The following is a 25525-nucleotide window of genomic DNA, read 5'->3' on the forward strand; positions in this document are numbered from 1 at the left end:
CCTTCGGTTCAGATGTCATAGCCGTCCCACGACGCCCGCAGACGCTCGCGCAGATGCAGCACCGCGTAACGCTTGCGCGCCAGCAGCGTGTTCACGCCCACGCCGGTCGCGGCGGCCAGTTCCTTGAAGCTGCGCCCGTCCAGTTCGTGCGCGACGAACACCTCGCGCTGGCTGGCGGGCAGTTCGTCGAGCGCGTCGCGCAGCGTGTCGAGCAGCGCCGCGCGTGCGTACGCGGCCTCGGGGCCGCCGTCGGCCGAGGGCAGCGCGAGGTCGAGGCGGTAGTCGCTGTGATCGTCGCCGGGCTCGGCACCGCTTTGGCCGCTTTGGCCGATGCCGCCGCCGAGATCGGCGAGCGGGACTTCCTTGCGTTTTCGAAAACGGTCGACGATCCGGTTGCGCGCGACGCGAAACAGCCACGCGCCGACCTGTTCGATCGGCTCGGGCAGTCGCCAGGCCTCGACGAGTTCCTCGAAAACGTCCTGAAGAATGTCCTCGGCTTCGTCCTGGTCGATCACGCGGCGACGGATGAAACTGCGCAGCCTCGGACGCTCGCGGGCGACGGTGTCGGCGATGTCGCGGTCCGGACGGTCCGGATGGGGCAGCGGGTTCGGGGTGAGCGGCGGTTCCATACCCGTGAAGACGATTCGGGAAGGGGAATATTGTGACACCCGCCGAAGATCGGGTTGGGCCGCCGGCGTGGCCCAACCCTGCGTGCGCGAAAGATTACGCGGGGATTACGCCGCCGCGAGACTGGCGGGCGCCAGTTGCGCCGCGCTGACGAGCTTGCGCGTGTAGGCGTGCGCGGGCGCGTCGAGCACCGCGAGCGTGTCGCCGGTCTCGACAATCTTGCCGCCGTGCATCACCACGAGGCGATGCGAAACAGCGCGCAGCACGTCGATATCGTGGCTGATGAACACGTAGCTCAGGCCGTGACGCCGTTGCAGCGTCGTGAGCAGCGCGAGAATCTGCTGCTGGATCGAGACGTCGAGCGCGCTCGTCGGTTCGTCGAGCACGAGAATGCGCGGATTCACCGCAAGCGCACGCGCAATCGCGATGCGCTGGCGCTGGCCGCCCGAAAACGCGGCGGGCAGCCGCGAGGCTGCGTCGGCGGGCAGGCCGGTTTCGGCCAGCAGCGCCGCCACGCGCGCGCGCCGCGCATCGGCGGGCAGATCCGGATGATGCAGCGCGAGTCCTTCCTCGACGATCTCGCCCACGGTCAGGCGCGGCGCGAGCGAGCCGAACGGGTCCTGAAACACCATTTGCACGTGGGCGGCGAGCACGCGACGTGGCGGTGATTGCGGCGCGCCATCGAGTCCATTCAGCCCCGCAAAGCGGATCGTGCCCGCCACCGGCTGCACCAGCCCGACGATGGCCGCCGCGAGCGTCGATTTCCCGCAGCCCGACTCGCCGAGCACGCCCAGCGTTTCGCCCGCGCGCAGATGCAGGTCGATGCCGTCGAGCACCGCGCTCGTCCCCGCACGCAGCACGCCGCGCCAGCCCGGCGCCCGCGCGCGATAGCCGGCGCGCAGTCCGTCGACGGCGAGCACGCGCGACGCATCGTCGGGAACCGGCGCGAGCGTGCGGCGCGGCGCGCTGTCGAACAGCTTGCGCGTGTAAGGATGCCGCTGCGCCGCGAACAGCGCCTCGGTCGCGCCTTGCTCGACAATCGCGCCATGCTGCATCACGGCCACGCGATGCGCGAAGCGCCGCACCAGATGCAGGTCGTGCGTGATCAGCAGCACGGCAAGACCGCGCCCGTCCGCGTCGGCTTCCTGAAGCTCGATCAGCAGATCGACGATCTGGCGGCGCACGGTCACGTCGAGCGCGGTGGTCGGTTCGTCGGCGATCAAGAGGCGCGGGTTGCAGGCGAGCGCCATCGCGATCATCGCGCGTTGGCGTTGTCCGCCCGACAACTGGTGCGGATAGCAGTCGACCTTGCGCTCGGGTTCGGCAATGCCGGTGCGCCGCAGCAGCGCAATCGCACGTTCGCGCGCGGCCGCGCCGCGCAGATTCGCATGCAGACGCAGGCTTTCGCCGATCTGCCGCCCGATGCTCCAGAGCGGATTGAGCGCGGTCATCGGTTCCTGAAACACCATGGCGATGTCGCCGCCGCGCACGGCGCGCCATTGCGCCTCGCTCTTGCCGAGCAGTTCCTGGCCCGCCAGCCGCACGCTGCCGCTGACCTGCGCGGCGTCGGCGAGACCGAGCAGCGCGAGCGCCGTGAGACTCTTGCCCGAGCCCGATTCGCCGACCAGCGCCACGCGTTCGCCGCGCGCGATCGTCAGATCGATGCCACGGACGATGCGTCGCGATCCGATGCGAATGTCGAGGCCGTCGACTTCGAGAACTGGCGTCGTCATGAACGCTCCTGGGTGTTGTCGTGCGCGCGATGACGATCGGTCGACAGCGATTCGCGCAACGCATCGCCGATAAACGTGAGCAGCAGCAGCGTGACGACCAGCGCGGCAATCGCCGTCGCCGAAATCCACCACGCGTTGAGATGGTCCTTGCCTTCGGCCAGCAGTTCGCCGAGGCTCGGCGCGGGCGGCGGCACGCCGAGCCCCAGGAAATCGAGGCTCGCGAGCGAGAGAATCGCCGCGCTCATGCGAAACGGCAGCCACGTGATGACGGGCGTGAGGCTGTTCGGCAGAATGTGCCGCCACATGATCTGCCAGTCGGACAGCCCGAGCGTGCGCGCGGCGCGCACGTAATCGAGCGCGCGCTTTTGCAGGAATTCGCTGCGCACGTAGTCGGACAGCGTGATCCAGCCGAACGCGGCGAGCAGCACGAACAGCAGCGCGAGGCTCGGCTCGAAGATCGACGACAGAATGATCAGCAGATAGAGGTCGGGCAGCGCATTCCAGATTTCGATCAGACGCTGGCCGAGCAGGTCGACGCGGCCCGCGTGATAACCCTGCAACGCGCCCGCGAGCACGCCGATCAGCGCGCCGCTGAGCGTGAGCGCGAACGCGAACAGCACCGAGCTGCGCAGGCCGTAGAGGGCGCGCGCGAATACGTCGCGGCCATAGGCGTCGGTGCCGAGCCAGTTTTGCGCCGATGGCGGCGCGGGAAACGGTCGCGCCGAGTGATAGTTCACGGTGTCGTAGCGGAACGGGCACGGCGCGTAGAGCGCGAAATTGCCGTCGCGCGAGAACTGGTCGCGTATGAAGGGATCGAGATAATCGGCCTCGGTGGGCAGCGCGCCGCCGAAGTCGCGATCGGCGTAGACGTGCAGCGCCGGGAACAGCCAGTGGCCGTGATAGCGCGCGACGAGCGGCCGGTCGTTGGCGATCGCGCCCGCGCAGAGGCTGGCGGCGAACAGCACGGCGAACACGATCAGGCTCGCCCAGCCCAGTCGCTGGCGGCGCAGACGTTGCCAGAATGGCGTCGATGCGGGTGCATCAGGCGCATCAGGCGCGGCGGGCGCAAGGTCCGGTGCGGCCGTTTTTTCATCGTCGAACGCGGGCTGCGCCTCGTCGCGCAGCGGTGTGATGGCTTCCATGCAGAACCCCGAAGTCAGCGGCCGTTGCCGCCGAAATGAATGCGCGGATCGATCAGCGCGTAGGCAAGATCGCCCGCGAGCCGCGCGACGAGACTGACCACCGTGAACACGAACAGCGAGCCGAGCACGACCGGATAGTCGCGGCCCACGATGGCGTCGTACGAAAGGCGGCCCACGCCGTCGAGCGAGAACAGCGTCTCGATCAGCAAACTGCCGCTCACATAGGCGGCGATGAACGCGGCGGGCAGGCCGGTCGCGAGCGGCAGCAGCGCGTTGCGCAGCACGTGCCGCCAGACCACCGCGCTGCGCGCCGCGCCTTTCGCGCGCGCGGTCAGCACGTACTGGCGCGCGAGTTCGTCGAGAAACGCGTTGCGCGTGAGCAGCGAGACCACCGCGAGACTACCGGTCACCGACGCGGTCACCGGCAGCGCCAGATGCCAGAGCCGGTCGAGCACGCGTTGCGCGAATGGCAGCGCGTCATGGCCTTCCGAGCCGAAGCCGCCGAGCGGAAACACGTGTAGAAACAGATCGCCGCCGAACAGCATCATCAGCAGCACGCCGAGCACGAAGCCGGGAATCGCATAGGCGGCCAGCAGCGCGGCGCTGGTCGCGAAGTCGAACGCGGTGCCGCGATGCAGCGCCTTCGCAATGCCGAGCGGCACGGCGATCAGATAGGTGAGCACGAGCGTGAAGCTGCCGAGCGTGACCGTCACCGGCAATTTGCTGCGAATCAGCTCCCACACCGAGCGATGCTGAAAGAACGACTGGCCGAGATCGAAGCGCGCGTAATGCGCGAGCATGCGAACGTAACGCGTGAGCGGCGGCTGGTCAAAACCGAATTCGTGGCGGATCGCCGCGATCTGCGCGGGATCGACGCCTTCGTTGCCGTGATAGCCGCCGTTGCCGCCGCCGCCCTCGCCATGCATCGACGTGCCTTGCAGGCGCGCCATCACCTGCTCGACGGGGCCACCGGGCACGAACTGCATGATGATGAAAGTGACGGTGAGCACGCCGAGCAGCGTGGGGATCATCAACGCGAGACGCCGGCCGATATAGGCGATCATGATGCGCTTACTCCTGTCGTTGCGCGAAAGCGGGCGCGTTTTGCGGCGCGGCGTGCCACCAGCCGATCACCCAGTCCATCCACGGATATTGCTTCGGCACCCGCGCGGGCGGCGCGATGCGGCGGTTCCACGCGACGCGCGCGTGCGTGATGTGCCACTCGGGCACCATGATGCGGTCGCAACGCAGCACGCGGTCGAGCGCGCGCGCCGCCGTCACGAGCGCGTGCTCGCTGTGCGCGTGCTGGACGTCGGCGATCAGCGCATCGACGGCGGGCGAGTCGACGCCCGCGTAGTTTTCCGAACCGGGCGTGTGCGCGGCCTCGCTGCCGAAGCGTCGCGCGAGTTCGCCGCCCGGCACGCTCGCCGCGCGATAACCAAGCGTCGTCATGTCGAAATCGAAATGCTTGAGGCGCTCGTTGATGACCGTCTGGTCCATGATGCGCAGACGCGCGTCGATGCCGAGCATGCGCAGATTGCGCACGATCACCATCAGAATGCGTTGCATGCCGGTGCCGTCGTCGAGCAGTTCGATCGTGAACGGCGCGCCTGATGCATCGCGCAGCACGCCGTCGCGGTACTGCCAGCCCGCGCTGTCGAGCAGCGCTTCGGCGCGCGCGAGATTGCGGCGCAGGCCGTCGCGTCCCGTGGTTTGCGGCTGCGGCGGCACCTCGCCGAATACCTCGGGCGGCAGCTTCGCGCGCAGCGGTTCGAGCAGCGCGAGTTCGTCCGCGTCGGGCGCGCCGCGCGCGGCGAATTCGCTGTCGTCGAAAAAGCCCTGGCTGCGTTCGTACTGCCCGAAAAACATGTTGCGGTTGATCCACTCGTAATCGAGCGCGAGACCCACGGCTTCGCGCACGCGCGGGTCCTGAAACTTCTTGCGGCGCAGATTGAAGAACAGACCTTGCGCGTCGCTGATGCCTTGCTCGGCGAATTCCTGCTTGTGCAGCGTGCCGGCGGCGAAACCTGGACCGCTGTAATTGCGCGTCCATTGCTCGGCGCTGCCTTCGAACATGGCGTCGATATCCCCCGCGCGGAACGCCTGGAGCGGCGCGGAGTCGTCGCTGTAGAGGCGAAAGCTCACGGTGTCGAAGTTGAACATGCCGCGCCGCACGGGCAGATCCGCGCCCCAGTAATGCGGATCGCGCCGGTAGACGATTTCGCGGTCGCTCGCGCGCGAGGCGATCAGATACGGGCCGCTCGCGATGGGCGGCACGGTCGCGAGCTGGTCGAAGCTGCGTGTGCCGCCCGCTGGCGTGCGCGCCCAGTCGCGCGAGAACACGTAGAGGTCGCCCGCGTCGAGCACGGCGCGCCGCTGCGCCGCGCGAAAGTCGAAGCGCACGGTTTGCGCGTCGAGTGCGTGCGCCGCGCGGATCAGCGCGTAGCGGCCACTGTAGAACGGCGACGTGGGCGCGCGGCTCAGGCATTCGAACGACCAGACGACGTCGTCGGCGGTCACGGGCTTGCCGTTCGAGAATCGCGCGGCGGGATTCAGATGGAAGGTCGCGGAGCGTCCGTCCGGTGCGATGGCCACGCGGTCGGCGAGCAGCGGATATTGCGTGCTGACGTCATCGAGGCTGCGTTGCATCAGCGTTTCGAACAGCAGAATCGGCGCGGCTGGCGCGGCGTTGCCGCGCAGCAGGAACGGATTGAGCGAGTCGTACGATGTGACGACCGGCGTGGCGTCGATGTAATTCGCGAGCCGCAGCGTGCCACCGCGCGGCGGTGTGTCGTCGGCGTACGGCAGGCGCGCCGGGACGGCGGCGGGGCGCGCGTCGTCGAACAGGGCGAGGGTGGTTTGCCAGTGCCCGGCTTGCGCTTCGTTGTTCGACGCGCCGTTCGTCGTGCCGATTGCCTCATGACTCGCCGCATGCGCCATCGCCGTGACTTGCGCGAAGACGATCGCGCACACGCCTGCCCGGATGCGCGCGCGCCGCGTTGCGTTTTGCAGGAACGCGCTCATAGCGGCGCATTCCCGCGCGAGGCACCGGAACGGAGCAGGGCGGCGCTCACAGATCGAAGCGCGCGTTGAGCGCGAGCGTGCGCGGCGCACCGACGAACATATAGTCGGACTGGAGGAAGCCCCAGTAATGCCGGTTGAAAATATTGTCGACTTCGGCGCGCAGCGTCACGCCATGACCGGCCACCGTCGTGCGATAACTCAGCCCCGCGTTGAACAGCGTGAAGCTCGGCAGCACGTAGTTGTTGTTCGCATCGGCCATCATGCTGCCGTAGTAATGCGCCTCGGCGTTCGCGGTGAGGCCCGTCACGCCCGGAATGCGATCGCTCAGTTGCAGCGTGGCCTGCCAGCGCGGAATGCCCTCGATGCGCTTGCCGATCAGATCGGCCTCGGTCTCGCTATACGTGCCCGCTTCCCAGGCCGTGCTCGCTGCTACACGGAAGCCCGCGGGCAGATCGACGTGACCGTCGAGTTCGAGGCCGTTGATGCGCTCCTTGCCGTTCGAAACGTAGACGTTCTGCGCGTTGCCGTACTCCGCGCCGCGCTCGATGCGGAACAGCGCCGCCGACGCGCCCACATGGCGGCCGTCGTATTTCACGCCCACTTCATACTGCTTGCTCTTGATCGGATCGAGCACCTGGTTTGCGTTCGCATAGCCTTCGGCTGCGGTGCCGCCGTCTTCGAGCGCTTCCACATAGCTCGCGTAGAACAGCAGGTCGCTGCGCGGACGGAACATCAGCGCGAGCGTGGGCGTGACCGGATTCTGCGTATAGCTGACCGGCGACGTGGACGGCGAGGTCCACGACGTCTGGTGATAGCTCGTGTAGCGAATGCCCGCGAGAATCGACCAGTATTTCAGGAAGCTCAGCGTATCGCTCGCGAAAATCGACTTCTGCTGCGAATTGAAATTGTTGTACTGCTGGCTGTAATCGTACGTGCCGTCCCACGTGTGCTGCGTGATCGTGTCGTAGAGATTATTCGAGCCGATATCCGTATAGAGCGACGCCGGCACGGTCTTCTTCGTGAGCCATTGCTGGGACACGCCCAGCACGACCTGATGATCGACCGGGCCGGTCGAGAACTTGCCTTCGAGCGTGGCCTGCACGACGTCGTAAATCGACGATCCGCGCGAACGGTTCAGATAGGTGTTGAAGTCGCCTTGCTCGTTGAGCAGGTCGAGCCACTGGCCGGAATAATTGCGCTCGTCCTTGCTGTGGCTATAGTCGATGCTCGCTTTCCAGACCGGATCGATCTGCCAGTGCAGGCCGCTGCTGACGAAATACACGTTCGAATTAAAGAACGTATCGCCGTAAGCAGAGAGGTTCGTGCGTCCGCTCGGCGCGCGCGGCAGGCTCGATCCGGTGTAGTCGCTGAGCATGACGTCCTGAATGCCGCCGTCAACTTTGCGCGACTGATAAAGGCCGTCGAAGGTCCACGTGAGCGAGCGCGTGAGGCGCGCATCGACCGACAGCGACTCCGAATTGCGCAGCACGTGCGCATCGTTATAGGTGTCGCCCTGTTCGTGCGTGATGTTGAAGCGATAGCCGAACATGCTGTCCGGGCCGAAGCGGCCGCCCGTGTCGATGTGCTGGCTGAACACGGAATCCGAGCTATAGCCCACGTCGGCGCTGAACGTGAAGGTGTCGGTCGGCTTCTTCGTCACGAAATTGATAATGCCGCCCGGCGCGCCGAATCCGTACATAAAACCCGATGCGCCCTTGAGCAATTGAATCGATTCGAACGATTCGACCGGCAATTCGACCGTCGTCATATAGAACGGCAGACCGTTGATCTTGTAGCCGTTGTAGTCGTCGAGCGGAATGCCTCGCACGTTGATCGAATACGCGTTGAACGAATAGGTGTCGCCGAGCGACATCACCGCCGCGTCTTCCGAGAACACCTTGCCGAGCGATTTCACCTGACGGTCTTCAAGCTCCTGCTGCGCGACCACACGCGTGGAGAACGGCGTTTCCAGATCGGAGCGCGTGCCGAGCGCGCCGCTCGATACTTTCGGCGCTTGCTGGCGCGTGCCGTTGATCGTCACCGTGGCGAGGCTGTGGACTTTGTTGTCGTTTTTATCTGCGCCTGACGCAGCATCGTTCGCGGGATTCTGCGCGCCGTTCGAGGTGTCGTCGGCGTAAGCGAGAGTGGCGGTCAACGTGCCTGCGCCAATCAGCAACGCCGGAATCACTCGCAAACGGAATATGCTTTTTCTCATACGTAGTAGTCCGATATATTTATATTGATGGCAGCCAGGCACGCCTTGGCGAGAAGGTTAAATTGAAATCAAGCGAGACCGGGTATCAGGGAACAGGCAAGGCTTCGCGCGCGACCGTGCCTTCGATGTGCGCGCTCAGAATCTCGATGAAGTGATCGAAAGCCTGATCGGGAACCGATGCATCGCGTACGAAGAGTTCCTGCAGGCAGAGTCCGCGAATGAAGCACGCGATCACGTAACGCGTAAGCCACGGCGCGGGCGACTGGTCGATGCGCGTATTCGCCGGATGATGGCGCATGTCGTCGCCGATCGAATGCGTGAGCAGTGCGGCGTTGAAGCGTTCGCGCAGATCAGCGTCGCTGCGCAGCGCACCGTAGAATTCCTGCGTCATCGGAAACGTCTCGCGCATTTGCGCGCGCCAGACGCGGACTTCGTCGCGCACACTCGCGCCGTTTTCGATGCGCTGTTCGAGTGTGTCGAGCTTGCCGCTGATCCACGCCACGTAGGCGGCCACCAGCAGTTCGTTCTTGTGCGGAAAGTGATGGAGCAGCGCGCCGCGCGAGAGTCCCGCGCGCTGGCAGATTTCGCTGATCGACGCCTTGGCGAGACCGACTTCGGCAAGGCAGGCGAGCGTGGCGTTGATGAGCGCGACGCGCGCCGCCGTGCTGCGTTCGTGTTGTGTGCGCCTGACGCGTGGTGCGGTATTCGGAGTGGCGTTATTCATGGTGCTGGGCGAAAACGTCGTGCGGCGCACGTCGAGTGGCGGCGTATCGCGGACGTTCTAAAAACGTTACGGCGAGATACAGTACGGTTGGTATGTTATTGAGCACGCATCAACGTGTCCAAGAAAATTCCCTCACATGCTTATCTGCGGGATGTGCGGTGGCGTACGGTAATCCCCCGCGGTTTGATTCGCGTGCGAGCGACTTGAGGCGTTCGCCACAATAACGCCGCTATAACGCCGACAAAGCCGACCCCACGCGCAATCGCGCTAAGATCGTTGCTTTCCTGATCCGATGTTTCGTGCCATGTCTTCGTCGCGCTCCATTCCACCGCTTCTTTCGCTGCGCGTCTTCGAGGCCGTGGCGCGGCATTTGAGTTTTACCGCGGCGGCCGAGGAGCTTCACGTCACGCAAAGCGCCGTGAGTCATCACATCAAGAAGCTCGAAGAGGAACTCGGGCGGCGCCTGTTCGAGCGGCGCGTGCGCGCGGTCGCGCTGACGAGCGACGGCGAGGCGTATTTCGAACACGTGCACGCCGCGTTCGATCTATTGCGTCGCGGCACCGACGCAATGCGCGCGCCACGCCACGCGGCGGGCACGCTGACTGTCGGTCTGCTGGCCTCGTTCGCCACGCGCTGGCTCGCGCCGCGTCTGCGCGATTTTCATGCGGCGTTTCCCGATGTCGATGTGCGTCTGCGTCCCGATATCGCACTCGCGGATGTTTCGCAGGGCGACGTGGATGTGGCGATTCGATACGGGCGAGGCGTCTGGTCTGGCGTGCAAACGCAGAAACTGATGCCCGAGCGGCTTTCCGTGGTGGGCGCGCCGGAGCTGATTGCGGCGCACGGTCCGTTCACGCGCGCCGACGACCTGCTGCGTCTGCCGATTCTGTATTCGCACAGCAAGCAGCCGTTCGAATGGGACGCATGGACCGCGCGATTCGGCGTGGACCTGAGCGCGGCGCGCGCGGTGCATCTGCATGACTACAACATCGTCGTCGAGGCGGCGCTGGCCGGGCAGGGCGCGGCGATGGGCCGGCATCGCCTGATCGCGCCGCAACTCGCCAGCGGCGCGCTCGTGCCGGTGTTTCCCGAGATGACGCTCGACGATTCCGAGATCGGCTGGTGGCTCGTCACGCGGCCCGGACCGCGCAGCGAAGCAGCGAATGCGTTCTGCGACTGGCTCGTCGCGATCGCCGAAAACGAAGGCGATCGCGACGACGGAAGCGACGACGCGGCCTCGTCCGCATCGACGCATTAGTTCCGCTCATGGCCGGGCGGCAAGGATTGATTGGTCGCGGGCGAGGCGAATGGCTAGGATCGGGTTCCCGAATCCAGCAACCCGCATCACGCCAGGAACCCTGCCATGAACACCGCCCTGAACACCGCGAACGCATCGCCCGACCCCCTCAACGCGCTCACCATTTCGGCGCGCGTCGCCGCGCTCGGGCTGACGCTCGAACCGGCCGCCGCGCCCGCTGCCAATTACGTGTCGTTCGTGCAGGACGGCCATCTGCTCTACATTTCCGGACAGATCGCGCGGCGCGACAACGCTGTGCCGTACGCGGGTCAACTGGGCGCCGACGTGACGGAAGCCGATGGCATCGAAGCGGCGCGTCTGTGCGCGCTCGGCGTCGTCGCGCAGATCGCCGCCGCGACGGGCGACCGGCTCGAGCGCGTCGCGCGCGTGGTCAAGCTGGGCGTGTTCGTGGCGAGCGCGCCGGGATTCAGCCGCCAGAGTGTGGTGGCGAACGGCGCGTCCGATCTGATCGTCGACATTTTCGGCGATGCCGGACGGCACGCACGCAGTGCGGTTGGCGTCGCGATGTTGCCCGCGGGCTCGGCGGTCGAAGTGGATGCCGTGGTCGCGCTGCGCGAACTGTGATCGCAGGGATTTTCGAGGAGACCGCATGACCACGAACACAATCCTGACCGACGCCGTCGTCGACGCACTGCGCGCCCAGACGCCCGGCACGCGCACGACGACGCATTTCAATCACGCGGGCGCATCGCTGCCTTCGTCGGCCACGTTGAGCGCGATCCACGCGCAGCTCGAACGCGAGGCGACGCGTGGCCCGATGGAAGCGGGCGTCGCCGCCAGCGCCATCACCGACGATGCGCGCGCGCTCGCCGCCACGCTGTTCAACGCACAGCCCGACGAGATCGCGCTGACCGGCGGCAATTCGCAAGGCTGGGGCGCGGCCTTTGCGGCGCTGGGCGGCTGGAAGGCGGGCGAGCGCATGCTCGTCGGACGGCACGAATGGGGCGGCAATCTGGCCGCGATGCAGTTCGCGGCGCAGCGGGCGGGCGCGACGATCGACGTGATTCCCTCGCGCGCAGACGGCACGATCGACACGGCGGCGCTCGCCTCCATGATCGACGAACGCGTGCGTCTGATCGCGCTCACGTGGCTGCCGGCGAACGGCGGCCTCATCAATCCGGCCGACGCCGTGGGCGCGATCGCGCGGCGCTTCGACATCCCGTATTTCGTCGATGCCGCGCAGGCCGCCGGACAGCTCCCGATCGACGTCCGGGCAATCGGCTGCGACGTGCTGTGCGCCGCGCCGCGCAAGGCGTTGCGCGCGCCGCGCGGCACCGGCTTGCTGTATGTGCGGCGCGCCTTTCTCGATCGTCTGACGCCCGCGTATGTGGATCGTTATTCCGCGCCGCTCGATGCGCGGGGCGAGCCGTATCTGCGTAACGACGCCGGTCGATTCGAATCGGCGGAAACATCGATGGCGCTGCGTGCCGGACTCGCGAAGGCGCTGAGCGAGGCGCTGGCGATTGGCGTGCCCGCGATCCGTCGGCGTATCGATCAGATGGCGACGCGGCTGCGGCAGCGTCTGGCCGGGATCGAGGCGGTCGAGTTGCTCGACGAAGGCGTCGAACGGTCCGGGCTGGTGGCGTTCAATCTCGCGGGCCGCGACCCGCAAGCGGTGCAGGCCGCGTTGGCGGCGCGTGGGATCTCGATTGGATTGAGCGGCGTGGCTTATACGCCGCTCGATATGCGCGCGCGCGGGCTGACGAACGTGGCGCGGGCATCGGTCAGCTATCTCACGACGGATGCGGAAATCGCGCGCCTGGTGGCGGCGGTAGCGGAGATAGCAGCGGTTGCGTGATGCCTGTTTCGCGCGTCCAGCCGGTATTTAGCCTCTTATAAGAGGCATTTCAAGCGAGACTCATCTCTTTGTGCTACATTTATGAGGCATATAGGAGGTGAGCGGTGGAATGCACCCTGCAGCTATTTCTGGACGACCGCTGGATCGACAGCGCTCAGGTGGAGTTCCGCGACGGCCGATGTCAGTGGGATTTCGAGGTCATGTACGCGGTCGAGCATACGCACGATCCGCTGTCGCTCGTCGAGCCCGTGGATACCGAATTCCGTTTCGGCCGCGCGCTGCCGGCGTTCCTGTACGACCTCGTGCCGCAGGGCGCGGGCCGACGCTTCCTGCTCGGCGAACTCAAGCTGCAGGACGGCCCGGACGCGGATTTTCCGCTGCTCTGCGCAGGCGCGTTCAATCCCATCGGCCGCATCCGCGTCGCCGAGGCGGTGGCGTATTTCGAGTCGCACGTGCGTCGACATCCCGGCGCGCGCGGCTTGCCGGGCATGTCGATCGACAACGTGGTCGAGCGTAGCGCCGACTTCAAGGAACGCATGTATCTGCATGGCATGCTCGGCACCGGCACGACCGGCGTGCAGGGCGCCGCGCCGAAATATCTGCTCACGCGCGATCGAAACGGCCTGTTGCACGGCGACGCGGTCCTGCCGGACGCACAGGCGGCCCAGCATCTGATCGCGAAGCTGCCGCGCGGCAACACGGCCGCCGACCTCAAGGTTCTGCACAACGAGGCGGCCTATATGCGCGTGGCCGCCGAAATCGGCATTCGCACTTACGGGCAACTGCCCAGCTTGCACGGCGACGTGCTGCTCATTCCGCGCTTTGACCGGCGCGTGCGCGATGGCCGCGTCGAGCGGCTGCATCAGGAAAGCGTGGCGTCGTTGCTGGGTCTCAGCGGCTTCGATCAGCGTCCGGATCTTTTCGAAGTCGTGGCGGCGATCCGCCGGGTGGCGACCGATCCGCACGCCGAAACGCTCGAGTTCATCAAGCGCGATGTGCTCAACCTGGCCATGCGCAACACCGATAACCATGCGCGCAACACCGCCATGCAGCTTATCGACGGACGCCAGCAGTTGACGCCGTTGTTCGATTTCGCGCCGATGTATCTCGACCCCGAGCTGGTGCCGCGCACGCTCCGGTGGTATCGGCCGGATGCCACGCGCATCGAGCTGACCGAGTGGGGCGATGTGCTGGCCGCACTGCCGGTAGGCGCGGACGAAAGGCTGCGGCTCGGCGAGGCGCTCGGCCGCTTTGCCACGCAGGTCGAGCGCCTGCCCGACATCATGCTGGCGCAGGGCGTCGATCACGACATCGTGCAGTTCCTGACGCCCGCCATCGACACGCAGGTCCGGCAGCTTAAGGCCTTGAATCCCGATTCCCGTCATTCCTAGAGGACGCGTATGCCTCGTCGTAACCCTCTGAGCCGTGAGGAACAGAACGCCCAGCGCCGGGAATTCTATGAGCGCATCGAGCGTGGCGAGCTGAGCATCGCCGACGCAATGAAGGCGATGCGGAAAATGACGGGCCTGACGCAAGCGGAATTCGCGGCTCATCGCGGCGTGAGTCGGCGTGTGATTCAGGACATCGAGCGCGGCACGGGCAATCCGACCGTGGAGTCGCTTAACAGCATCGGCAAGCTGTTTGGGCTTCAGGTGGGGTTTGTTCGACGGCGGCGTGGCGAGGCGGCTGGAGGGGCGTCGGAATAAAACGTGTTGGGTGCGGGCGCGAGGCGATTCACTCTGCGACGAAGCGAATTTCAGATTGGACGACGTGGCCGGACGATGAGGCACGCCAAATGCTATTTACCTTCCGGAGGGTGTGCGTGGGCTGCTCGTATGCCATGCGCCGATGCTGGATCACGCGTCGTTTGGTCGGATCGTGGTGGTTGAGCGTGTCACTGGAAGTGTTCAACCAGGCGCACGCGCTGTGGATTCATGATGGGCTCGCGCGGCTGCCGGTTGGCCGATGGGACCATGATCACCTCCAGCACGGCGCGCTCGCCGTCGACCGTCGCTGCCGGCGAGGCCTGCGTGAACAGGGTGCGGATAATCCCATCGACCGTGCAGCCGCGAAATACCTGACCCACATCGATCATGCGCATCTGCGCAAGCGACTCGTTCACCAGCTGGAACGGCACCGTGAGCGGCCCCGTCAGGTCCAGATGCTGCCGGCTTGGCGAGAAGTCCATGTTCTGTTCGAGCAGGGGCGAGGCCTCGTCGATCAGCGTGGCGCTATGGCGCTCTGACTAGATCGCGCGCCCCGCATCGGCCGTGTCCGCGGCCTCCGTCATCGGCGCGCGCGTGAGCGTGATATCGATGGCGTCGTTGTGGGGATAGATTTCGCGCGCGTACTGGCCAGCGAGAATTTCCATCGTGACGATCAGCTCGTCGCCGAAGCGGTTCATGTAATCGCGATTGCAAATCGACGCTCGTGACCTTCAGAGGATTTACGATCCGGCCGGTCGCATCGACGAAGATGCTCGCTGACAGCGAGAAGTGCACCGGGTTCGCGCCGGCATTGAGGATCTGGTTGACGTCGAACATCAGGGCCGATTGTTCGAACTCCATCTCTCCTCCTTTGCGCGGGCGCTTCATCGGCGGCGCGGTTCAATGCGCGGCCGCTACCTCCTCCGGCATCGCCGCGCTTTCTACGAGCCGATCCAGGTATGCCTCCGGTTCAAAGCGCATGCCGATGACCGGCTTGCCGTCGGGCGACTGACCGAGCCAGCTCGACCACCCGAGTTGGTGCTCCTCGCCCAACACTGCTGGAGGCGCGTAGTCTGGCTGAATCTGCAATTCCAGCAGCCATTCGTACTCAAGCCCGACGTACGCGCGCACCCAGGCGACGAGCCGCAACAGATCCTCGCCGCGAGGGGTGAAGCGGTGATACGTTTCGGTAGCGAGGGGACCGACCACCATGCAAAAGCGGTGACGCCTGGAAAGCACATGACCGCCGAGCGTGGCACCCAACCCAAGACAGGCCGAATCCCCTTCTTCCCCCATCCTGCAATGAAGTTCTTCGGGCAGTTCGATCCAGTGTTCGGCATACGGCTCAATATGGACCGGCACGCCAAAATGCCACGCAACCGACATTGACAACGCGTCGAGGTTACGGGCCTCGTGCACAAGATGAGGTGACGAAGCGAGGTAGGCGTGGGTAGGCAGCGAAACTGTGCGCGCGGGTAGGGCAGAGTGGCCCGACAAACAACTGATGTAGAAAGAGAAGCGATCGTCATCAGGGCGGTCGAGACTGGCTGTCGCCTGCGCCGACGCCCAGGCGCGGTAGAAGAGCGTGAGTGCCCGATGATGGAAGATGTCGAGGAAATTGCTCAACGTTGGATCCCGACGCAACTCTTCGCGCTCGCGCGCGATCTCCGAGACGTGCAGCGGAAGCGGACCATTCGGCCCGAGCATTCCGAGGCTGTAGAGACGGGTATGCAGGCGTCCTCTCTTCATCTTCGCGTCCGCTATCTCCCTGGGCGCGAAGGTAAGGCTTGGTTTCTGACCGACACGAAACGGCTCGGCCGTGGGCAAGAGCGCGGTGCCGACCGGGTCGTCCGCTCCATTCGCGTTTATACGGCGCATGAGCGCCAGGAACCCAAAATTCCAAGGTTCTTCCTGCAATCGCTCGATCAGGTCAAGCGATAGTGCAAGCTTTCTGGATTTTCCATCCATCCAATCGTCCCCGAAAATAGTAAATGAAACTTTGCCTGCACGCGTCTTTTTTGGTCACCGCATTAAATGTTGTACCTTCTTGCACGTAAAGTACTTCAGACAGATCAAGTGGCGTCGTTTACAGTTGAAATTAGTAAGCATCCGCACATCACACGAAAATGATGACGCGCGATTGGAATTCCGTTGTCAGTTATTTCCTCATCACCTTCGATGATTTCATTGGGATGCACTTCGGAATGCAACGAACAGTCGACAAGATCGCCTTTTCTAGCCACTGGTCTTCCCTCGTATTCCATCGTCGTAGATGCTGTAACCACTACGCCGCCATTGTCGGTGGTGTCACCTAACCGGATGATGTCCATAGCTCACTCCTCAAATTAAGACATTGCGTATGCAGAGCATAAACAAATTTCACTTTGGCAGTGTGGCGCAAAGAAAAATCTTCATTTACCAATACTGTTGTAAAATCAATGCAGCTTCGCAAATTTATACACTCGATAACATCGACGCATGTAACGATTGAAGCCGCGCTTCTTCGATAATGTTCCTGTATCACTGCCCCTGATTAAATCGTTCACGGCTCGAATCTTCCTTGTCTTCAAACTTTATACTTCGCAGAACCTGTAGGGCATAATTAAGCATGTCACTCTTACTATCCGCGAGCCGCATCACGACGCCATCACCACATACAGCCATCGCACCTCGAATCAAACAGTACGAGATATGACGCATACGACGTGATAACTCCCCATCGAGATCATCTTGAATTGTGTAAAATCCCTTAGCATTTTTTGACGTTAGTGGAAATGTTTTCGTAACCCGTTTGAGACGAACAACATCATCGGCTGAAGCATCTCCGAAGTCAGGCATCCATTTGTTCAGGGTAGCGTTAAATCGGCCTCCAAATTTTTCGGGAACTTCTATATTGTCATCCCCCATTTCCTGACAAGAAAAATTGAATCCGAACGATCGAACAACGCCGTTAACACGTACACCAGCTTCATAACCAGCAAATCGAAAATCATTTTCCTCCCTCGGCTTAGTAATGGATCCGTGAAACGCATCACTAATACTAAATCTACATTCCCCAATTTCCATTTTGATCGGAACGTCGGCTCTTGCAAAACATACTTCAGAAAATAAAAAAAGCGCGATATATAGACATATAACCTGAAATTTTCTCATTGTCACTCCTAGTCTCGCCTCGGATTACAGCCCTCGGGGAATTCATGCGTTTGACCCTGCTGCCCCGGGAATCGCACCTCGCTGACGACTGCAAGCACTTGCCCAAACGCACGACAGCGGGCGATGTATCCGTTAAATGGATACTCAGGATGCCCAACTGCAGCAGGAAGATTTACGATTGCAGATGCATCGCGAAAATTGTCACTATGATAATAAATTTTTATCACACTAGGTTGATTTGTCGGGTGATGTGGATTTGGCGGACGCGTCGCTGAAACCGTTCTTCTAACAAGACGAATAGGACGATCTGCGTATTCTGGCATACGCATCATTAGCCAATAAAATCCAGCACTGTCTGATGGGGAAATTAAATCTCGTGAAATATCGTGATCGTCGCCAACATCGTCTCGCCATTGAATAACGTTTTGACTTGCACCGTTGACGCCGTCGGCGTTGTACTGCTGTGCTGTCGGTCGATGCGCGTTCGCCTGGGAGTGATGATTTAAAACCGACTGGCGAACTGATGCTGGAATCTGTCTCGCGCGCGCTGTAAAATCCCAGTAGGAAAAGTAATTAGCGGGGTGCGTGAGTTGCAGAAATCCGCGGCCATCCCATGGGTAATACCACGCCGCAGCATTATTCTCGTGCAAAGATGCCAGCCAAGTCGTTTCTTGCAAAGAATTTCCGAAAAATGCAGCTAGTCGTTGATGAGAGGAAATTCGATACTTTCGAATTGCCTTGTTCAGTGGCACGAGATGATTGTCAATCATATTCTGTCGTGGTCGACTCATCGCAACGTCTTCATAGTAGATAACTGTCTGTGTGCGCTCGCGCAAAACCTCGGTTGGAAGAAGCTGTTTGAATTCGCTCTTACTGAACCACCAGCAGCGTCTGAACTGTTGTATAAACGCAGTCGGCGGAAAATGCCAACATTCGTTAGCCGACGGCAAGTCTGGGTCTTGAATGCTTTCCCAAAATGCCAAGTCGCGCGCGTGGTTCATTAAGGTAGCGAAATCGTCCTCGGATAGGGGAGTAGATAATGCTTCATGCGGGCTCTTTAGCCAGCTATATCGCTCCTCCAAGCCTTCCCGGCTCCACTCAGTAGGAAACTGGCAGACCGCTCTCGACAGGCGCTGCTGAATATTCGAGACGCTCAAAGCACTCATGGCTGATGCGTGTGTAACATGCCCACTATGTTCGACATCCAGCCAACGCTTGATAGTCGGAGAATCGCAATGGCTATCTGGCGTGGGGTCATCGTTAATAAAACTCCAACCATCCCAATCCGGAAAATCTGCGTCGCTGTACGCTCGTACACCAGCCCCCGCTAGATCAACCCAACCGTCTCCCTCTGGTGTCCTTATCTTTCTCCAATGACTAAAGCGCGCACCGGGTGGATGTTGTGTCGCTATGCACCGTCCGAAGCTAATCATCTCCAAGACCGAGCTAGGGGAAGGTGCCACGACGCCCTGTACCCCCCCGAGACTGCCATCCGTGTAACGCCCAGCCAAGCGAGTGGCGCGAACATACAGATCGTATTCTGCGTTCCGTTCGGCCTGCATTGCACCAAGGATTGACCAGCTCCCGTCGGTTTCCTGTCGATAAGTCGTTAGCGTGCAATCCCGCTCATAGTGCATGCGAATTACAAGATCGCTTCCTGTTACCGAACCATGATTGCCCGATCACGCGCGGTTGCTGACCTATACCCGTGAGCAACGGTTCAGCTCATACGCAACGCGCTGTCAACTTCATCAGCGGGAACGTGCAGATTTCAGGCCACCGGGGCGCGGCGAGCTGGTTCGAGGAATCGTCGTGCGGCAGACTCGGCAAATTCTCGGCTTCGAGATTGTGCCGATCGCGCGATCGTGCGTCGTCGGCCTCCACACCTTTCTCGTTGTCGCCGATCGCCGCTATGGCCGTTGGCACAAGTGTGCTCGTGTGTACCTTCGTGGCCGATCACGAAACGCTGGCCGAGAAGGGCATCGCGCTGCTGGACAGTGCGGGCATGGTCCCCGCGAGGCTGCGCCGGCGTTGACGTCCCTCCAATTTTTGACGATTTACAATTTAACATAAGATAAATTATCGACATTTTGTGTGTAGGTCCTAAATAGAAATGTCGTGTTCTAGCCAGATAGAAATGTCGCGTTTTCCCCTCGGTATGCTTGCTGGTTCCTTGTGGGATCACGGAACTGGCTATGCATCGAGCATCGCAGGTGACATTGAACATGCGAGAACTCGACCGTCTGAAGCTCATCGAGGCTGTAGTTGAGACGGGCCTGAAGCCCGGACGTGCGGCGCAACGGCTGGGACTAACGGTGCGCCAGATCGAGCGGCTGGTGATCCGATACCGGGAATCTGGCGCGGCTGGGCTGACGTCGCGCAAATCAGGGCGTTGTGGTTGAGCACAAACGGCTGAGTCATGTGCTTCAGGTCGCGCAAGCGATTCAGGCTCAGGGAGATAACCGTAGGGCCTCCGGCTCGCCTTCCCGCACGAATCAGGGCCAGCCAGTCCGCGCCAGGGATCGGATATGAGTCCGGCATCGGAACGGATATCAAGGTGTTCAGCCGCTGCCGGATCTGCTTGATGCCGGTCAGCCTGACTGTGCTTCGTCGTCGCCGAGCAAGTCCAACATGCCCGGCGCCCACGTCATCTTCAACAAGCTTGCGCGAGACTTCACCACATCGCGCCAGCCCACCAACCTCAATGCGCCCAGCGCAGCACCTTCGCATCGAGTCGCCGGGCGATCTCGATCAGCCCCGCGCGCGTCGCCGGATGCAGTGGCACGAGCGGCCGGCGCACCGCATCGGACGCGATCACGCCCCCCTCCATCATCAGCGCCTTACAGGCGATCAAACCGCACTGCCGATTTTCATAATTGATGAGCGGCAGCCAGCGCGAATAGGCCGCCACGGCCTCGTCGCGGCTCCCGGCGAGATGCGCTTTCAGGATCGGCTGCAGCCCGTCCGGATAGCCGCCGCCCAGCACGCTGCCCGTCGCGCCCGCATCCAGGTCGGCCAGTAGCGTGATCGCTTCTTCGCCGTCCCACGGCCCTTCGATCGCGTCGCCGCCCAGCTCGATCAATTCGCGCAACTTCGCCGCCGATTGCGGCACCTCGATCTTGAAGTAGCACAGATTGCGGATATCGCGCGCGAGCCGCGCCAGAAACGCCGCCGACACCGAGGTGCCGCTCATCGGCGCGTCCTGGTACATGATGGGAATCTCGATGGCGTCCGACACTTCGGTGAAGAAGCGCTCGATTGCGGCTTCGTTGCAACGGATCGTCGCGCCGTGGTAAGGCGGCATGATCATCACCATCGCCGCGCCCGCCTCTTGCGCCGCGCGGCTGCGCGCCGCGCAGATTGCCGGACTGAAATGCGTGGTTGTGACGATCACCGGCACTCGCCCCGCGACGTGATCGAGAATCGTCGTCGTCAGCAGCGCGCGTTCGTCGTCGGTCAGCGAAAACTGTTCCGAGTAATTCGCGAGTATGCACAGGCCGTCCGCGCCGGCGTCGATAATGAAATCGACACAACGTTTCTGCCCTTCGAGGTCGAGCGCGCCCGACTCGGTAAAGATGGTCGGCGCGACGGAATAGGCACCCGTATAGCGACGCTTGATCGACTTCGTTGCATTCATCTCGATTCCCTTCCTCGTTAGATTAGGATGACATACTAAATAATCGATTCCATTTTTTATTCATTCATGGATGCGGTGGAATCGGACCGAATCGCTACGACTTCACACGCGACCGTATTTACCCCGCAGACCGTCGCCGATACCGCAGAGAATCGCGTGAAGTTTCATGCGCTTTTGCTGGCCGTGCAGCAGCACGAACGCGAGATGTTTCAGCGTGATCAGATTGATCAGCGCCAGTGCCGGATAGCTGTGCCAGTAGTCGCGCGCGACCAGAATGCAGTTGCGCGCCGCGTAGTAATGCCTCAATGCGCTCTGATCGAAAATATCGACACGCGGCCAGTGCTGTCCCGGCGTCGGCTTGCCGAGTTCGTGCGGCAGCGACACATCCGCATTCACGCACACGGGTACGCCATGCGCCTGTGCGCGCATGCAATACTCCGCGTCGACATGGTCGATAAAGAAGTCTTCGCGAAAACGCCCCAGCGCCCGGAACGCTTCGAGTGAAATCGCCGTACCGGAAGAAATAATCACCGAGCACGGTTGCAGCCCGTGCGCGCCATCGCGAATCGGCTCGATCTGCGCCGACCAGCGGCGCACGGTAAAGAGCGGTAAATCGCGCTGAACATTCAGATTGAAAATGCGCGGGCCCACCAGAAAGCGCGGGTCGCCCACCGAGGCGCATCCGAGCAGCATGCGGTGAAAGTAGTCGTCGGGAACCGTCGAATCCTGATCGAAAAGGAAAAACACATCGCAGCCGCGGCGGATCAGAAATTCGACGCCAGCGTTGAATGCACCGGCAATACCGCCGCGATTGTGATTGGCAATCACGTCGACGCCCTGCGCGGCAAGGCGCGCATGCAGCGCGGTATCCGCGTGCGGAGAATTGTCGACCGCGACGACCACTGGACTCAGCGCAGGCAAACGGAGCAGATGGTCGGCCTGCTCCGCGCTCGGTTTGAACAGCGTAATCAACGTTCCATATTTCATGAACGTCTCCGGTCAAAGTGACGGTCAGGCCGCCCGATGCACGGACGGCCGCTTCCTCCTTTTGACGACTGCTGTCTCGATGGAACGCGTCGGGCGCATTCGGTGCGCCCGTTATTTTGCGTAGAGCTTCACCACGCTCGCATGCACGACGCGGGTGATTTCCTCCATGCGCCAGCGGATATGCGTATCCGTCAGCGCCATGCAACGTGCGGCATCGCGCTCGGCGAGCGCGTCGAGAATCTGCAGATGCTCGGTGAACGCCTCGTTGCGGCGCTGATCGACATCCACCCAGCGCACGTAATGAATGCGCGCGTTGATGCTTTGCAGTACCCGCCCGATCTCGACGTTGCCCGACATCGCGGCCAGTTCCAGATGGAACTGTTCGTCCTTCACCACCAGTTCGTCCGACGACATGCGCCCGGCGCTTTTCATCACCTGCTTCCAGAAGCGGCGCAGCGCCTTGATATCGTTGTCCGACGCGCGCTCGCAGGCGAGCATCACCGCCGTGGATTCGATCGAGCGCCGCAATTCGAAGAGATCGAACACGTCCTTACCGTCCAGTTCCCGAATGAAGAATCCACGGTTCGGCACGAACGCCAGCAGGTTTTCCGCCACCAGCCGGTTGAGCGCTTCGCGAATCGGCGTGCGACTCACATCCAGACGCTCGGCCAGTTCGAGTTCATTGACCCGTTCGCCCGGCCGGATCTCGTACAGCACCGCCATCTGCTTCAACTGCTCGTAAATCTCGTTGACCGTCATCCCCGTGCGCTTCGGCGCGACGGAGTCCCGCACACCGGGACGCAGGTTCCGCGTCATCACGGAATTCGCTGCCATTTCGTCTCCTGAATCGACCTGTAACCGCTCATTATCAACTACCCTGCCGGACTTCCCGCGCACCGCGCGTCAAACCGTGAACAAACGGCCGAACCTGGGCAGCGTGTCGTGCACGCCCGCAAGCCGCAGCGCGTGCCACGCCAATGCATGATTACTCGACAAAACCGGCTTGCCAAGCCGCGTTTCGAGTCCGGCGATCGCATCGGCCAGCCGCAGGCTCGTGCACGACACGAACACGGCATCGACCGCCGGATCGCTCGCCAGCCCGGCCACCGCCTGCTCCAGCGAGGCGCGGTCGATGCGTGCGACTTCGTTGTCGTCGCGATGCTCGAACGACCCCATGCGCACGATGTCGACGCCGCGCTCGCGCAGGTAACGGGCCATCGCCTCGTTGATGGGTCGTTCGTAAGGCGTGAGGAGCGCCACGCCGCGCGCACCGAGCGCACCGAGCGCCACTCGCGCCGCTGTGATCGGCGTCGTGCACGCAATGCCGGGGCGCGCTTCGCGGATCCGCTCGAAAACCCGCTCCTCGCCGAGCACCATCGACGCCGACGTGCAGCCGAATGCCACCACGTCGAGATGCTCGCCTGGCCGGATCAGTTCGACGCCAGGCGCGATCCGGCCGTCCATTTCCGCGAGCGTCTCGGGCGTGATCTCCGCCGAGTTCGCCACGCGGCTCTCGTAGAACGCCACGCCGTCGAGCGCGAGCATGTGCCGCCATTCGTATTCGATCGTGTGGTCGGTGGCGAGCACGACGAGGCCGATCGCCGCGCGCGAAGCAATGCCGGCGTCGAGCGTGAAGCCGAAGCGCGCGTAGGCCTCCACGCCGGGCTCGATGCGATTCGATAGAAGTTCGCTCACTGTAGTGTCATCCCTGTGATGTCGATCTCGGGCTGCCGTCCGTTCATCAGGTCGGCGAGGATTTTCGAGGTGCCGCACGACATGGTCCAACCCATATGACCATGCCCCGTGTTGAGAAAGAGATTGCGATGCCGCGTCGCGCCGATCAGCGGCGTGCCTTCCGGCGTCATCGGCCGCAGTCCGGCCCAGTAGGAAGGCCGCGCGTAGTCCGCGCCGTTCGGAAACAAGGCGCGCGCGGTCGCCAGCATGTGCGTGAAGTCGGCGGGCGTGTGCGCCGTGTCATAACCGCAGAACTCGGCGGTCGCCGTCAGGCGCAAACGCTGGCCGAAGCGCGCCCACGCGACCAGCTGGTTTTCCTCGACGCCGCCGAGCGTGGGCGCGTCGTGCGTATCGTCGACCGGCAGCGTGACCGAATAGCCCTTCACCGGATAGATCGGCAAGCGATAGCCCAGCTCGCGTGCGAGAAGCGGCGAGTACGAGCCGAGCGCGAGCACGTAGCGGTCGGCCTTGAGCCGTTCCTGCGCGGTTTGTACGTAGTCGATCGCGTCGCCGTTTGCACGGATGCCGTCGATGGCGGTGCCGAAGCGGAAATCGACGCCCATCTCGCGGCAACGCTGCTCCAGCGCACGCGTAAACAGATGCGCGTCGCCGCTTTCGTCGCTCGGGCAATAGATCGCGCCGGCGATATCGTCGCCGCCGCTTTTGAGCGCGGGTTCGCGCGCAATCGCCGCCTGACGGTCTAGCGTTTCCAGCGGCAAGCCGTTATCGGAAAGAATCGACATATTCGCGACGCCGCGCTCGAACGAAGCAGGATCGCGATACAGATACAGCAGCCCGCCGCTGATGCGGTCGTACGCGAGCCCTTCGTCGCGCGTGGCCTGTTGCAGTTGCTGCTGCGCGTAGCGGCACAGGCGAACCTTGATGGACGTATTGCGGCGCGAACGTTCGGCGGTGCAGTTCTGCAGGAACAGCCAGCACCACGCCCACATGCGCCAGTCGGCTTTCGGCTTGAGGCGCAGCGCCTGGCCTTCCATGAACAGCGACTTGAGCAGGATCTTCGGCGCGCGCGGGGACGCCCACGTGTACGAATGCCCCGGCGCGATCAAACCGGCATTCGCGAAGCTCGTTTCGAGCGCCACACCGTCACGCCGATCGAGCACCACCACTTCGTCCCCCGCCTTCGCCAGAAAGTAGGCCGTAGTCACGCCGACGATCCCGCCACCGAGCACGATGGTTTTCATGCGGGCGCTCCGGGAGCAGCCGCTCCGATTGCCGCAATCGCCGCGATCTCGACCGTGTACGGCGGAAACGCCAGCTTCGACTCGACACAGGCGCGCGCGGGCGCCTGTCCCTTCGGTACCCAGGCGTCCCAGACGCTGTTCATCTCCGCAAAGCTGCGATGGTCCGCCAGCCAGATGCTCGCAGAGACGATCAGGCGCTTGTCGCCGCCCGCCAGTTCGAGCAGGCGGTCGAGCTTGTCGAGAATCTGGCGGGTCTGGCCCGCGACATCGAGCGATGTATCGTCCGCGACCTGCCCCGCGATAAACGCGAAACCGCCCGCGATCACCATCTGGCTCATCCGCTCGCCCGTTTCAAAACGCTTGATTTCCATCCGGCCATCTCCTTTCGGGACAGGTAAGTTGAGGTCGATGCTAGCACTCGTAATTCAAAGCTGTATACACTTTTTCAATAAAAATCCGCCCTTGCTCCACGTCTGTGCAAGCCGTCCAGATCGGTGCGAGCAGGAATCCTACGAGTGCAGAAAA

Annotated in this window: 25 protein-coding genes and 1 pseudogene; 7 read left to right on the top strand and 19 right to left on the bottom strand. The window is 62.9% G+C overall.

Going from position 1 to position 25525, the window contains the following annotated elements; genetic code table 11:
• Window positions 1–8: 8 nt before the first annotated feature.
• The 7 genes from SB764_RS23565 to SB764_RS23595 all read right to left on the bottom strand — a co-directional run bounded on the left by SB764_RS23565 (window position 9) and on the right by SB764_RS23595 (window position 9465).
• Window positions 9–629, bottom strand: coding sequence for an RNA polymerase sigma factor (locus tag SB764_RS23565; protein ID WP_183715000.1), 621 nt, complete (start codon window positions 627–629; stop codon window positions 9–11).
• Between the two features lie 105 nt (window positions 630–734).
• A complete protein-coding gene (locus SB764_RS23570) occupies window positions 735–2360 on the bottom strand; it encodes an ABC transporter ATP-binding protein (RefSeq protein WP_410865091.1) in 1626 nt (541 codons plus the stop codon).
• Complete coding sequence (locus tag SB764_RS23575; protein WP_321904752.1) at window positions 2357–3502, bottom strand: ABC transporter permease; 1146 nt, start codon at window positions 3500–3502, stop codon at window positions 2357–2359. Before SB764_RS23575 ends, SB764_RS23570 begins: the two co-directional genes overlap by 4 nt.
• A 14-nt stretch (window positions 3503–3516) precedes the next feature.
• Entirely contained in the window at window positions 3517–4566 is a 1050-nt protein-coding gene (locus SB764_RS23580) for an ABC transporter permease subunit (protein WP_322007318.1), read from the bottom strand.
• A gap of 7 nt (window positions 4567–4573) precedes the next feature.
• Entirely contained in the window at window positions 4574–6526 is a 1953-nt protein-coding gene (locus SB764_RS23585) for an extracellular solute-binding protein (RefSeq protein WP_410865093.1), read from the bottom strand.
• A gap of 46 nt (window positions 6527–6572) precedes the next feature.
• Complete coding sequence (locus tag SB764_RS23590) at window positions 6573–8681, bottom strand: TonB-dependent siderophore receptor (protein ID WP_410865095.1); 2109 nt, start codon at window positions 8679–8681, stop codon at window positions 6573–6575.
• Between the two features lie 145 nt (window positions 8682–8826).
• A complete protein-coding gene (locus tag SB764_RS23595; RefSeq protein ID WP_065058494.1) occupies window positions 8827–9465 on the bottom strand; it encodes a TetR/AcrR family transcriptional regulator in 639 nt (212 codons plus the stop codon).
• A gap of 304 nt (window positions 9466–9769) precedes the next feature.
• Here SB764_RS23595 and gcvA point away from each other — a divergent pair, with 304 nt between their 5' ends.
• The 5 genes from gcvA to SB764_RS23620 all read left to right on the top strand — a co-directional run bounded on the left by gcvA (window position 9770) and on the right by SB764_RS23620 (window position 14287).
• On the top strand, window positions 9770–10723 hold the full coding sequence (gcvA, locus tag SB764_RS23600) for a transcriptional regulator GcvA (protein WP_410865097.1): 954 nt from the start codon (window positions 9770–9772) through the stop codon (window positions 10721–10723).
• 105 nt (window positions 10724–10828) lie between these two features.
• Window positions 10829–11347: a RidA family protein gene (locus SB764_RS23605; RefSeq protein WP_176080057.1), complete on the top strand. Its 519-nt coding sequence runs from the start codon at window positions 10829–10831 to the stop codon at window positions 11345–11347.
• Between the two features lie 25 nt (window positions 11348–11372).
• Entirely contained in the window at window positions 11373–12581 is a 1209-nt protein-coding gene (locus tag SB764_RS23610) for an aminotransferase class V-fold PLP-dependent enzyme (RefSeq protein WP_321904747.1), read from the top strand.
• Window positions 12582–12685: 104 nt separating this feature from the next.
• Window positions 12686–13972, top strand: coding sequence for a type II toxin-antitoxin system HipA family toxin (locus tag SB764_RS23615; protein ID WP_410865100.1), 1287 nt, complete (start codon window positions 12686–12688; stop codon window positions 13970–13972).
• A 9-nt stretch (window positions 13973–13981) separates the two neighbouring features.
• Window positions 13982–14287 carry a helix-turn-helix domain-containing protein gene (locus tag SB764_RS23620; RefSeq protein ID WP_065058502.1) on the top strand — a complete coding sequence of 102 codons (306 nt, stop codon included), beginning with the start codon at window positions 13982–13984 and terminating at the stop codon, window positions 14285–14287.
• A gap of 188 nt (window positions 14288–14475) precedes the next feature.
• Here SB764_RS23620 and SB764_RS23625 read toward each other — a convergent pair whose 3' ends face one another.
• The 6 genes from SB764_RS23625 to SB764_RS23650 form a co-directional block, all read right to left on the bottom strand.
• Window positions 14476–14769 carry a hypothetical protein gene (locus tag SB764_RS23625; RefSeq protein ID WP_321904745.1) on the bottom strand — a complete coding sequence of 98 codons (294 nt, stop codon included), beginning with the start codon at window positions 14767–14769 and terminating at the stop codon, window positions 14476–14478.
• A gap of 57 nt (window positions 14770–14826) precedes the next feature.
• Window positions 14827–14985 (bottom strand): hypothetical protein, encoded by a 159-nt coding sequence (locus SB764_RS23630; protein WP_156773650.1) that lies wholly within the window; start codon window positions 14983–14985, stop codon window positions 14827–14829.
• A 202-nt stretch (window positions 14986–15187) separates the two neighbouring features.
• Window positions 15188–16255, bottom strand: a complete 1068-nt coding sequence (gene tssG, locus SB764_RS23635; protein ID WP_410865102.1) for a type VI secretion system baseplate subunit TssG — start codon at window positions 16253–16255, stop codon at window positions 15188–15190.
• A 104-nt stretch (window positions 16256–16359) separates the two neighbouring features.
• Window positions 16360–16617, bottom strand: a complete 258-nt coding sequence (locus SB764_RS23640; RefSeq protein ID WP_410865104.1) for a PAAR domain-containing protein — start codon at window positions 16615–16617, stop codon at window positions 16360–16362.
• A gap of 190 nt (window positions 16618–16807) precedes the next feature.
• On the bottom strand, window positions 16808–17440 hold the full coding sequence (locus tag SB764_RS23645) for a hypothetical protein (RefSeq protein WP_410865106.1): 633 nt from the start codon (window positions 17438–17440) through the stop codon (window positions 16808–16810).
• An 8-nt stretch (window positions 17441–17448) separates the two neighbouring features.
• Window positions 17449–18606, bottom strand: a complete 1158-nt coding sequence (locus SB764_RS23650; RefSeq protein ID WP_410865108.1) for a hypothetical protein — start codon at window positions 18604–18606, stop codon at window positions 17449–17451.
• 746 nt (window positions 18607–19352) lie between these two features.
• Here SB764_RS23650 and SB764_RS23655 point away from each other — a divergent pair.
• Together SB764_RS23655 and SB764_RS23660 are read left to right on the top strand one after the other, a co-directional pair.
• Entirely contained in the window at window positions 19353–19475 is a 123-nt protein-coding gene (locus SB764_RS23655; RefSeq protein ID WP_260178188.1) for a hypothetical protein, read from the top strand.
• Between the two features lie 160 nt (window positions 19476–19635).
• A pseudogene (locus SB764_RS23660) lies at window positions 19636–19839 on the top strand (helix-turn-helix domain-containing protein); the annotation flags it as partial.
• Between the two features lie 302 nt (window positions 19840–20141).
• On the opposite strand, the gene SB764_RS23665 reads toward SB764_RS23660, so the two are convergent.
• The 6 genes from SB764_RS23665 to SB764_RS23690 form a co-directional block, all read right to left on the bottom strand.
• On the bottom strand, window positions 20142–21077 hold the full coding sequence (locus SB764_RS23665; RefSeq protein ID WP_110327369.1) for a dihydrodipicolinate synthase family protein: 936 nt from the start codon (window positions 21075–21077) through the stop codon (window positions 20142–20144).
• A 102-nt stretch (window positions 21078–21179) separates the two neighbouring features.
• Complete coding sequence (locus SB764_RS23670; protein ID WP_110327368.1) at window positions 21180–22064, bottom strand: glycosyltransferase family 2 protein; 885 nt, start codon at window positions 22062–22064, stop codon at window positions 21180–21182.
• A gap of 111 nt (window positions 22065–22175) precedes the next feature.
• Complete coding sequence (locus SB764_RS23675; RefSeq protein WP_231957461.1) at window positions 22176–22898, bottom strand: GntR family transcriptional regulator; 723 nt, start codon at window positions 22896–22898, stop codon at window positions 22176–22178.
• Between the two features lie 69 nt (window positions 22899–22967).
• Window positions 22968–23759, bottom strand: a complete 792-nt coding sequence (locus tag SB764_RS23680) for an aspartate/glutamate racemase family protein (protein ID WP_065058534.1) — start codon at window positions 23757–23759, stop codon at window positions 22968–22970.
• A complete protein-coding gene (locus SB764_RS23685; RefSeq protein WP_065058536.1) occupies window positions 23756–25000 on the bottom strand; it encodes a D-amino acid dehydrogenase in 1245 nt (414 codons plus the stop codon). The genes SB764_RS23680 and SB764_RS23685 overlap by 4 nt, the downstream gene beginning before the upstream one ends.
• Complete coding sequence (locus SB764_RS23690; protein WP_176080077.1) at window positions 24997–25371, bottom strand: RidA family protein; 375 nt, start codon at window positions 25369–25371, stop codon at window positions 24997–24999. The genes SB764_RS23685 and SB764_RS23690 overlap by 4 nt, the downstream gene beginning before the upstream one ends.
• Between the last annotated feature and the right edge of the window lie 154 nt (window positions 25372–25525).

This window comes from Paraburkholderia sp. SIMBA_027, from assembly GCF_046535315.1.
GTDB lineage: Bacteria > Pseudomonadota > Gammaproteobacteria > Burkholderiales > Burkholderiaceae > Paraburkholderia > Paraburkholderia tropica.

Bases quoted from the DNA above. Each gene is read 5' to 3' on its own strand.
- SB764_RS23565 (WP_183715000.1), bottom strand. From the start codon at position 629: ATGGAACCGCCGCTCACCCCGAACCCGCTGCCCCATCCGGACCGTCCG.
- SB764_RS23570 (WP_410865091.1), bottom strand. From the start codon at position 2,360: ATGACGACGCCAGTTCTCGAAGTCGACGGCCTCGACATTCGCATCGGA.
- SB764_RS23575 (WP_321904752.1), bottom strand. From the start codon at position 3,502: ATGGAAGCCATCACACCGCTGCGCGACGAGGCGCAGCCCGCGTTCGAC.
- SB764_RS23580 (WP_322007318.1), bottom strand. From the start codon at position 4,566: ATGATCGCCTATATCGGCCGGCGTCTCGCGTTGATGATCCCCACGCTG.
- SB764_RS23585 (WP_410865093.1), bottom strand. From the start codon at position 6,526: ATGAGCGCGTTCCTGCAAAACGCAACGCGGCGCGCGCGCATCCGGGCA.
- SB764_RS23595 (WP_065058494.1), bottom strand. From the start codon at position 9,465: ATGAATAACGCCACTCCGAATACCGCACCACGCGTCAGGCGCACACAA.
- gcvA (WP_410865097.1), top strand. From the start codon at position 9,770: ATGTCTTCGTCGCGCTCCATTCCACCGCTTCTTTCGCTGCGCGTCTTC.
- SB764_RS23605 (WP_176080057.1), top strand. From the start codon at position 10,829: ATGAACACCGCCCTGAACACCGCGAACGCATCGCCCGACCCCCTCAAC.
- SB764_RS23610 (WP_321904747.1), top strand. From the start codon at position 11,373: ATGACCACGAACACAATCCTGACCGACGCCGTCGTCGACGCACTGCGC.
- SB764_RS23620 (WP_065058502.1), top strand. From the start codon at position 13,982: ATGCCTCGTCGTAACCCTCTGAGCCGTGAGGAACAGAACGCCCAGCGC.
- SB764_RS23625 (WP_321904745.1), bottom strand. From the start codon at position 14,769: ATGGACTTCTCGCCAAGCCGGCAGCATCTGGACCTGACGGGGCCGCTC.
- SB764_RS23630 (WP_156773650.1), bottom strand. From the start codon at position 14,985: ATGAACCGCTTCGGCGACGAGCTGATCGTCACGATGGAAATTCTCGCT.
- tssG (WP_410865102.1), bottom strand. From the start codon at position 16,255: ATGGATGGAAAATCCAGAAAGCTTGCACTATCGCTTGACCTGATCGAG.
- SB764_RS23640 (WP_410865104.1), bottom strand. From the start codon at position 16,617: ATGGACATCATCCGGTTAGGTGACACCACCGACAATGGCGGCGTAGTG.
- SB764_RS23645 (WP_410865106.1), bottom strand. From the start codon at position 17,440: ATGAGAAAATTTCAGGTTATATGTCTATATATCGCGCTTTTTTTATTT.
- SB764_RS23650 (WP_410865108.1), bottom strand. From the start codon at position 18,606: ATGAGTGCTTTGAGCGTCTCGAATATTCAGCAGCGCCTGTCGAGAGCG.
- SB764_RS23655 (WP_260178188.1), top strand. From the start codon at position 19,353: ATGGCCGTTGGCACAAGTGTGCTCGTGTGTACCTTCGTGGCCGATCAC.
- SB764_RS23665 (WP_110327369.1), bottom strand. From the start codon at position 21,077: ATGAATGCAACGAAGTCGATCAAGCGTCGCTATACGGGTGCCTATTCC.
- SB764_RS23670 (WP_110327368.1), bottom strand. From the start codon at position 22,064: ATGAAATATGGAACGTTGATTACGCTGTTCAAACCGAGCGCGGAGCAG.
- SB764_RS23675 (WP_231957461.1), bottom strand. From the start codon at position 22,898: ATGGCAGCGAATTCCGTGATGACGCGGAACCTGCGTCCCGGTGTGCGG.
- SB764_RS23685 (WP_065058536.1), bottom strand. From the start codon at position 25,000: ATGAAAACCATCGTGCTCGGTGGCGGGATCGTCGGCGTGACTACGGCC.
- SB764_RS23690 (WP_176080077.1), bottom strand. From the start codon at position 25,371: ATGGAAATCAAGCGTTTTGAAACGGGCGAGCGGATGAGCCAGATGGTG.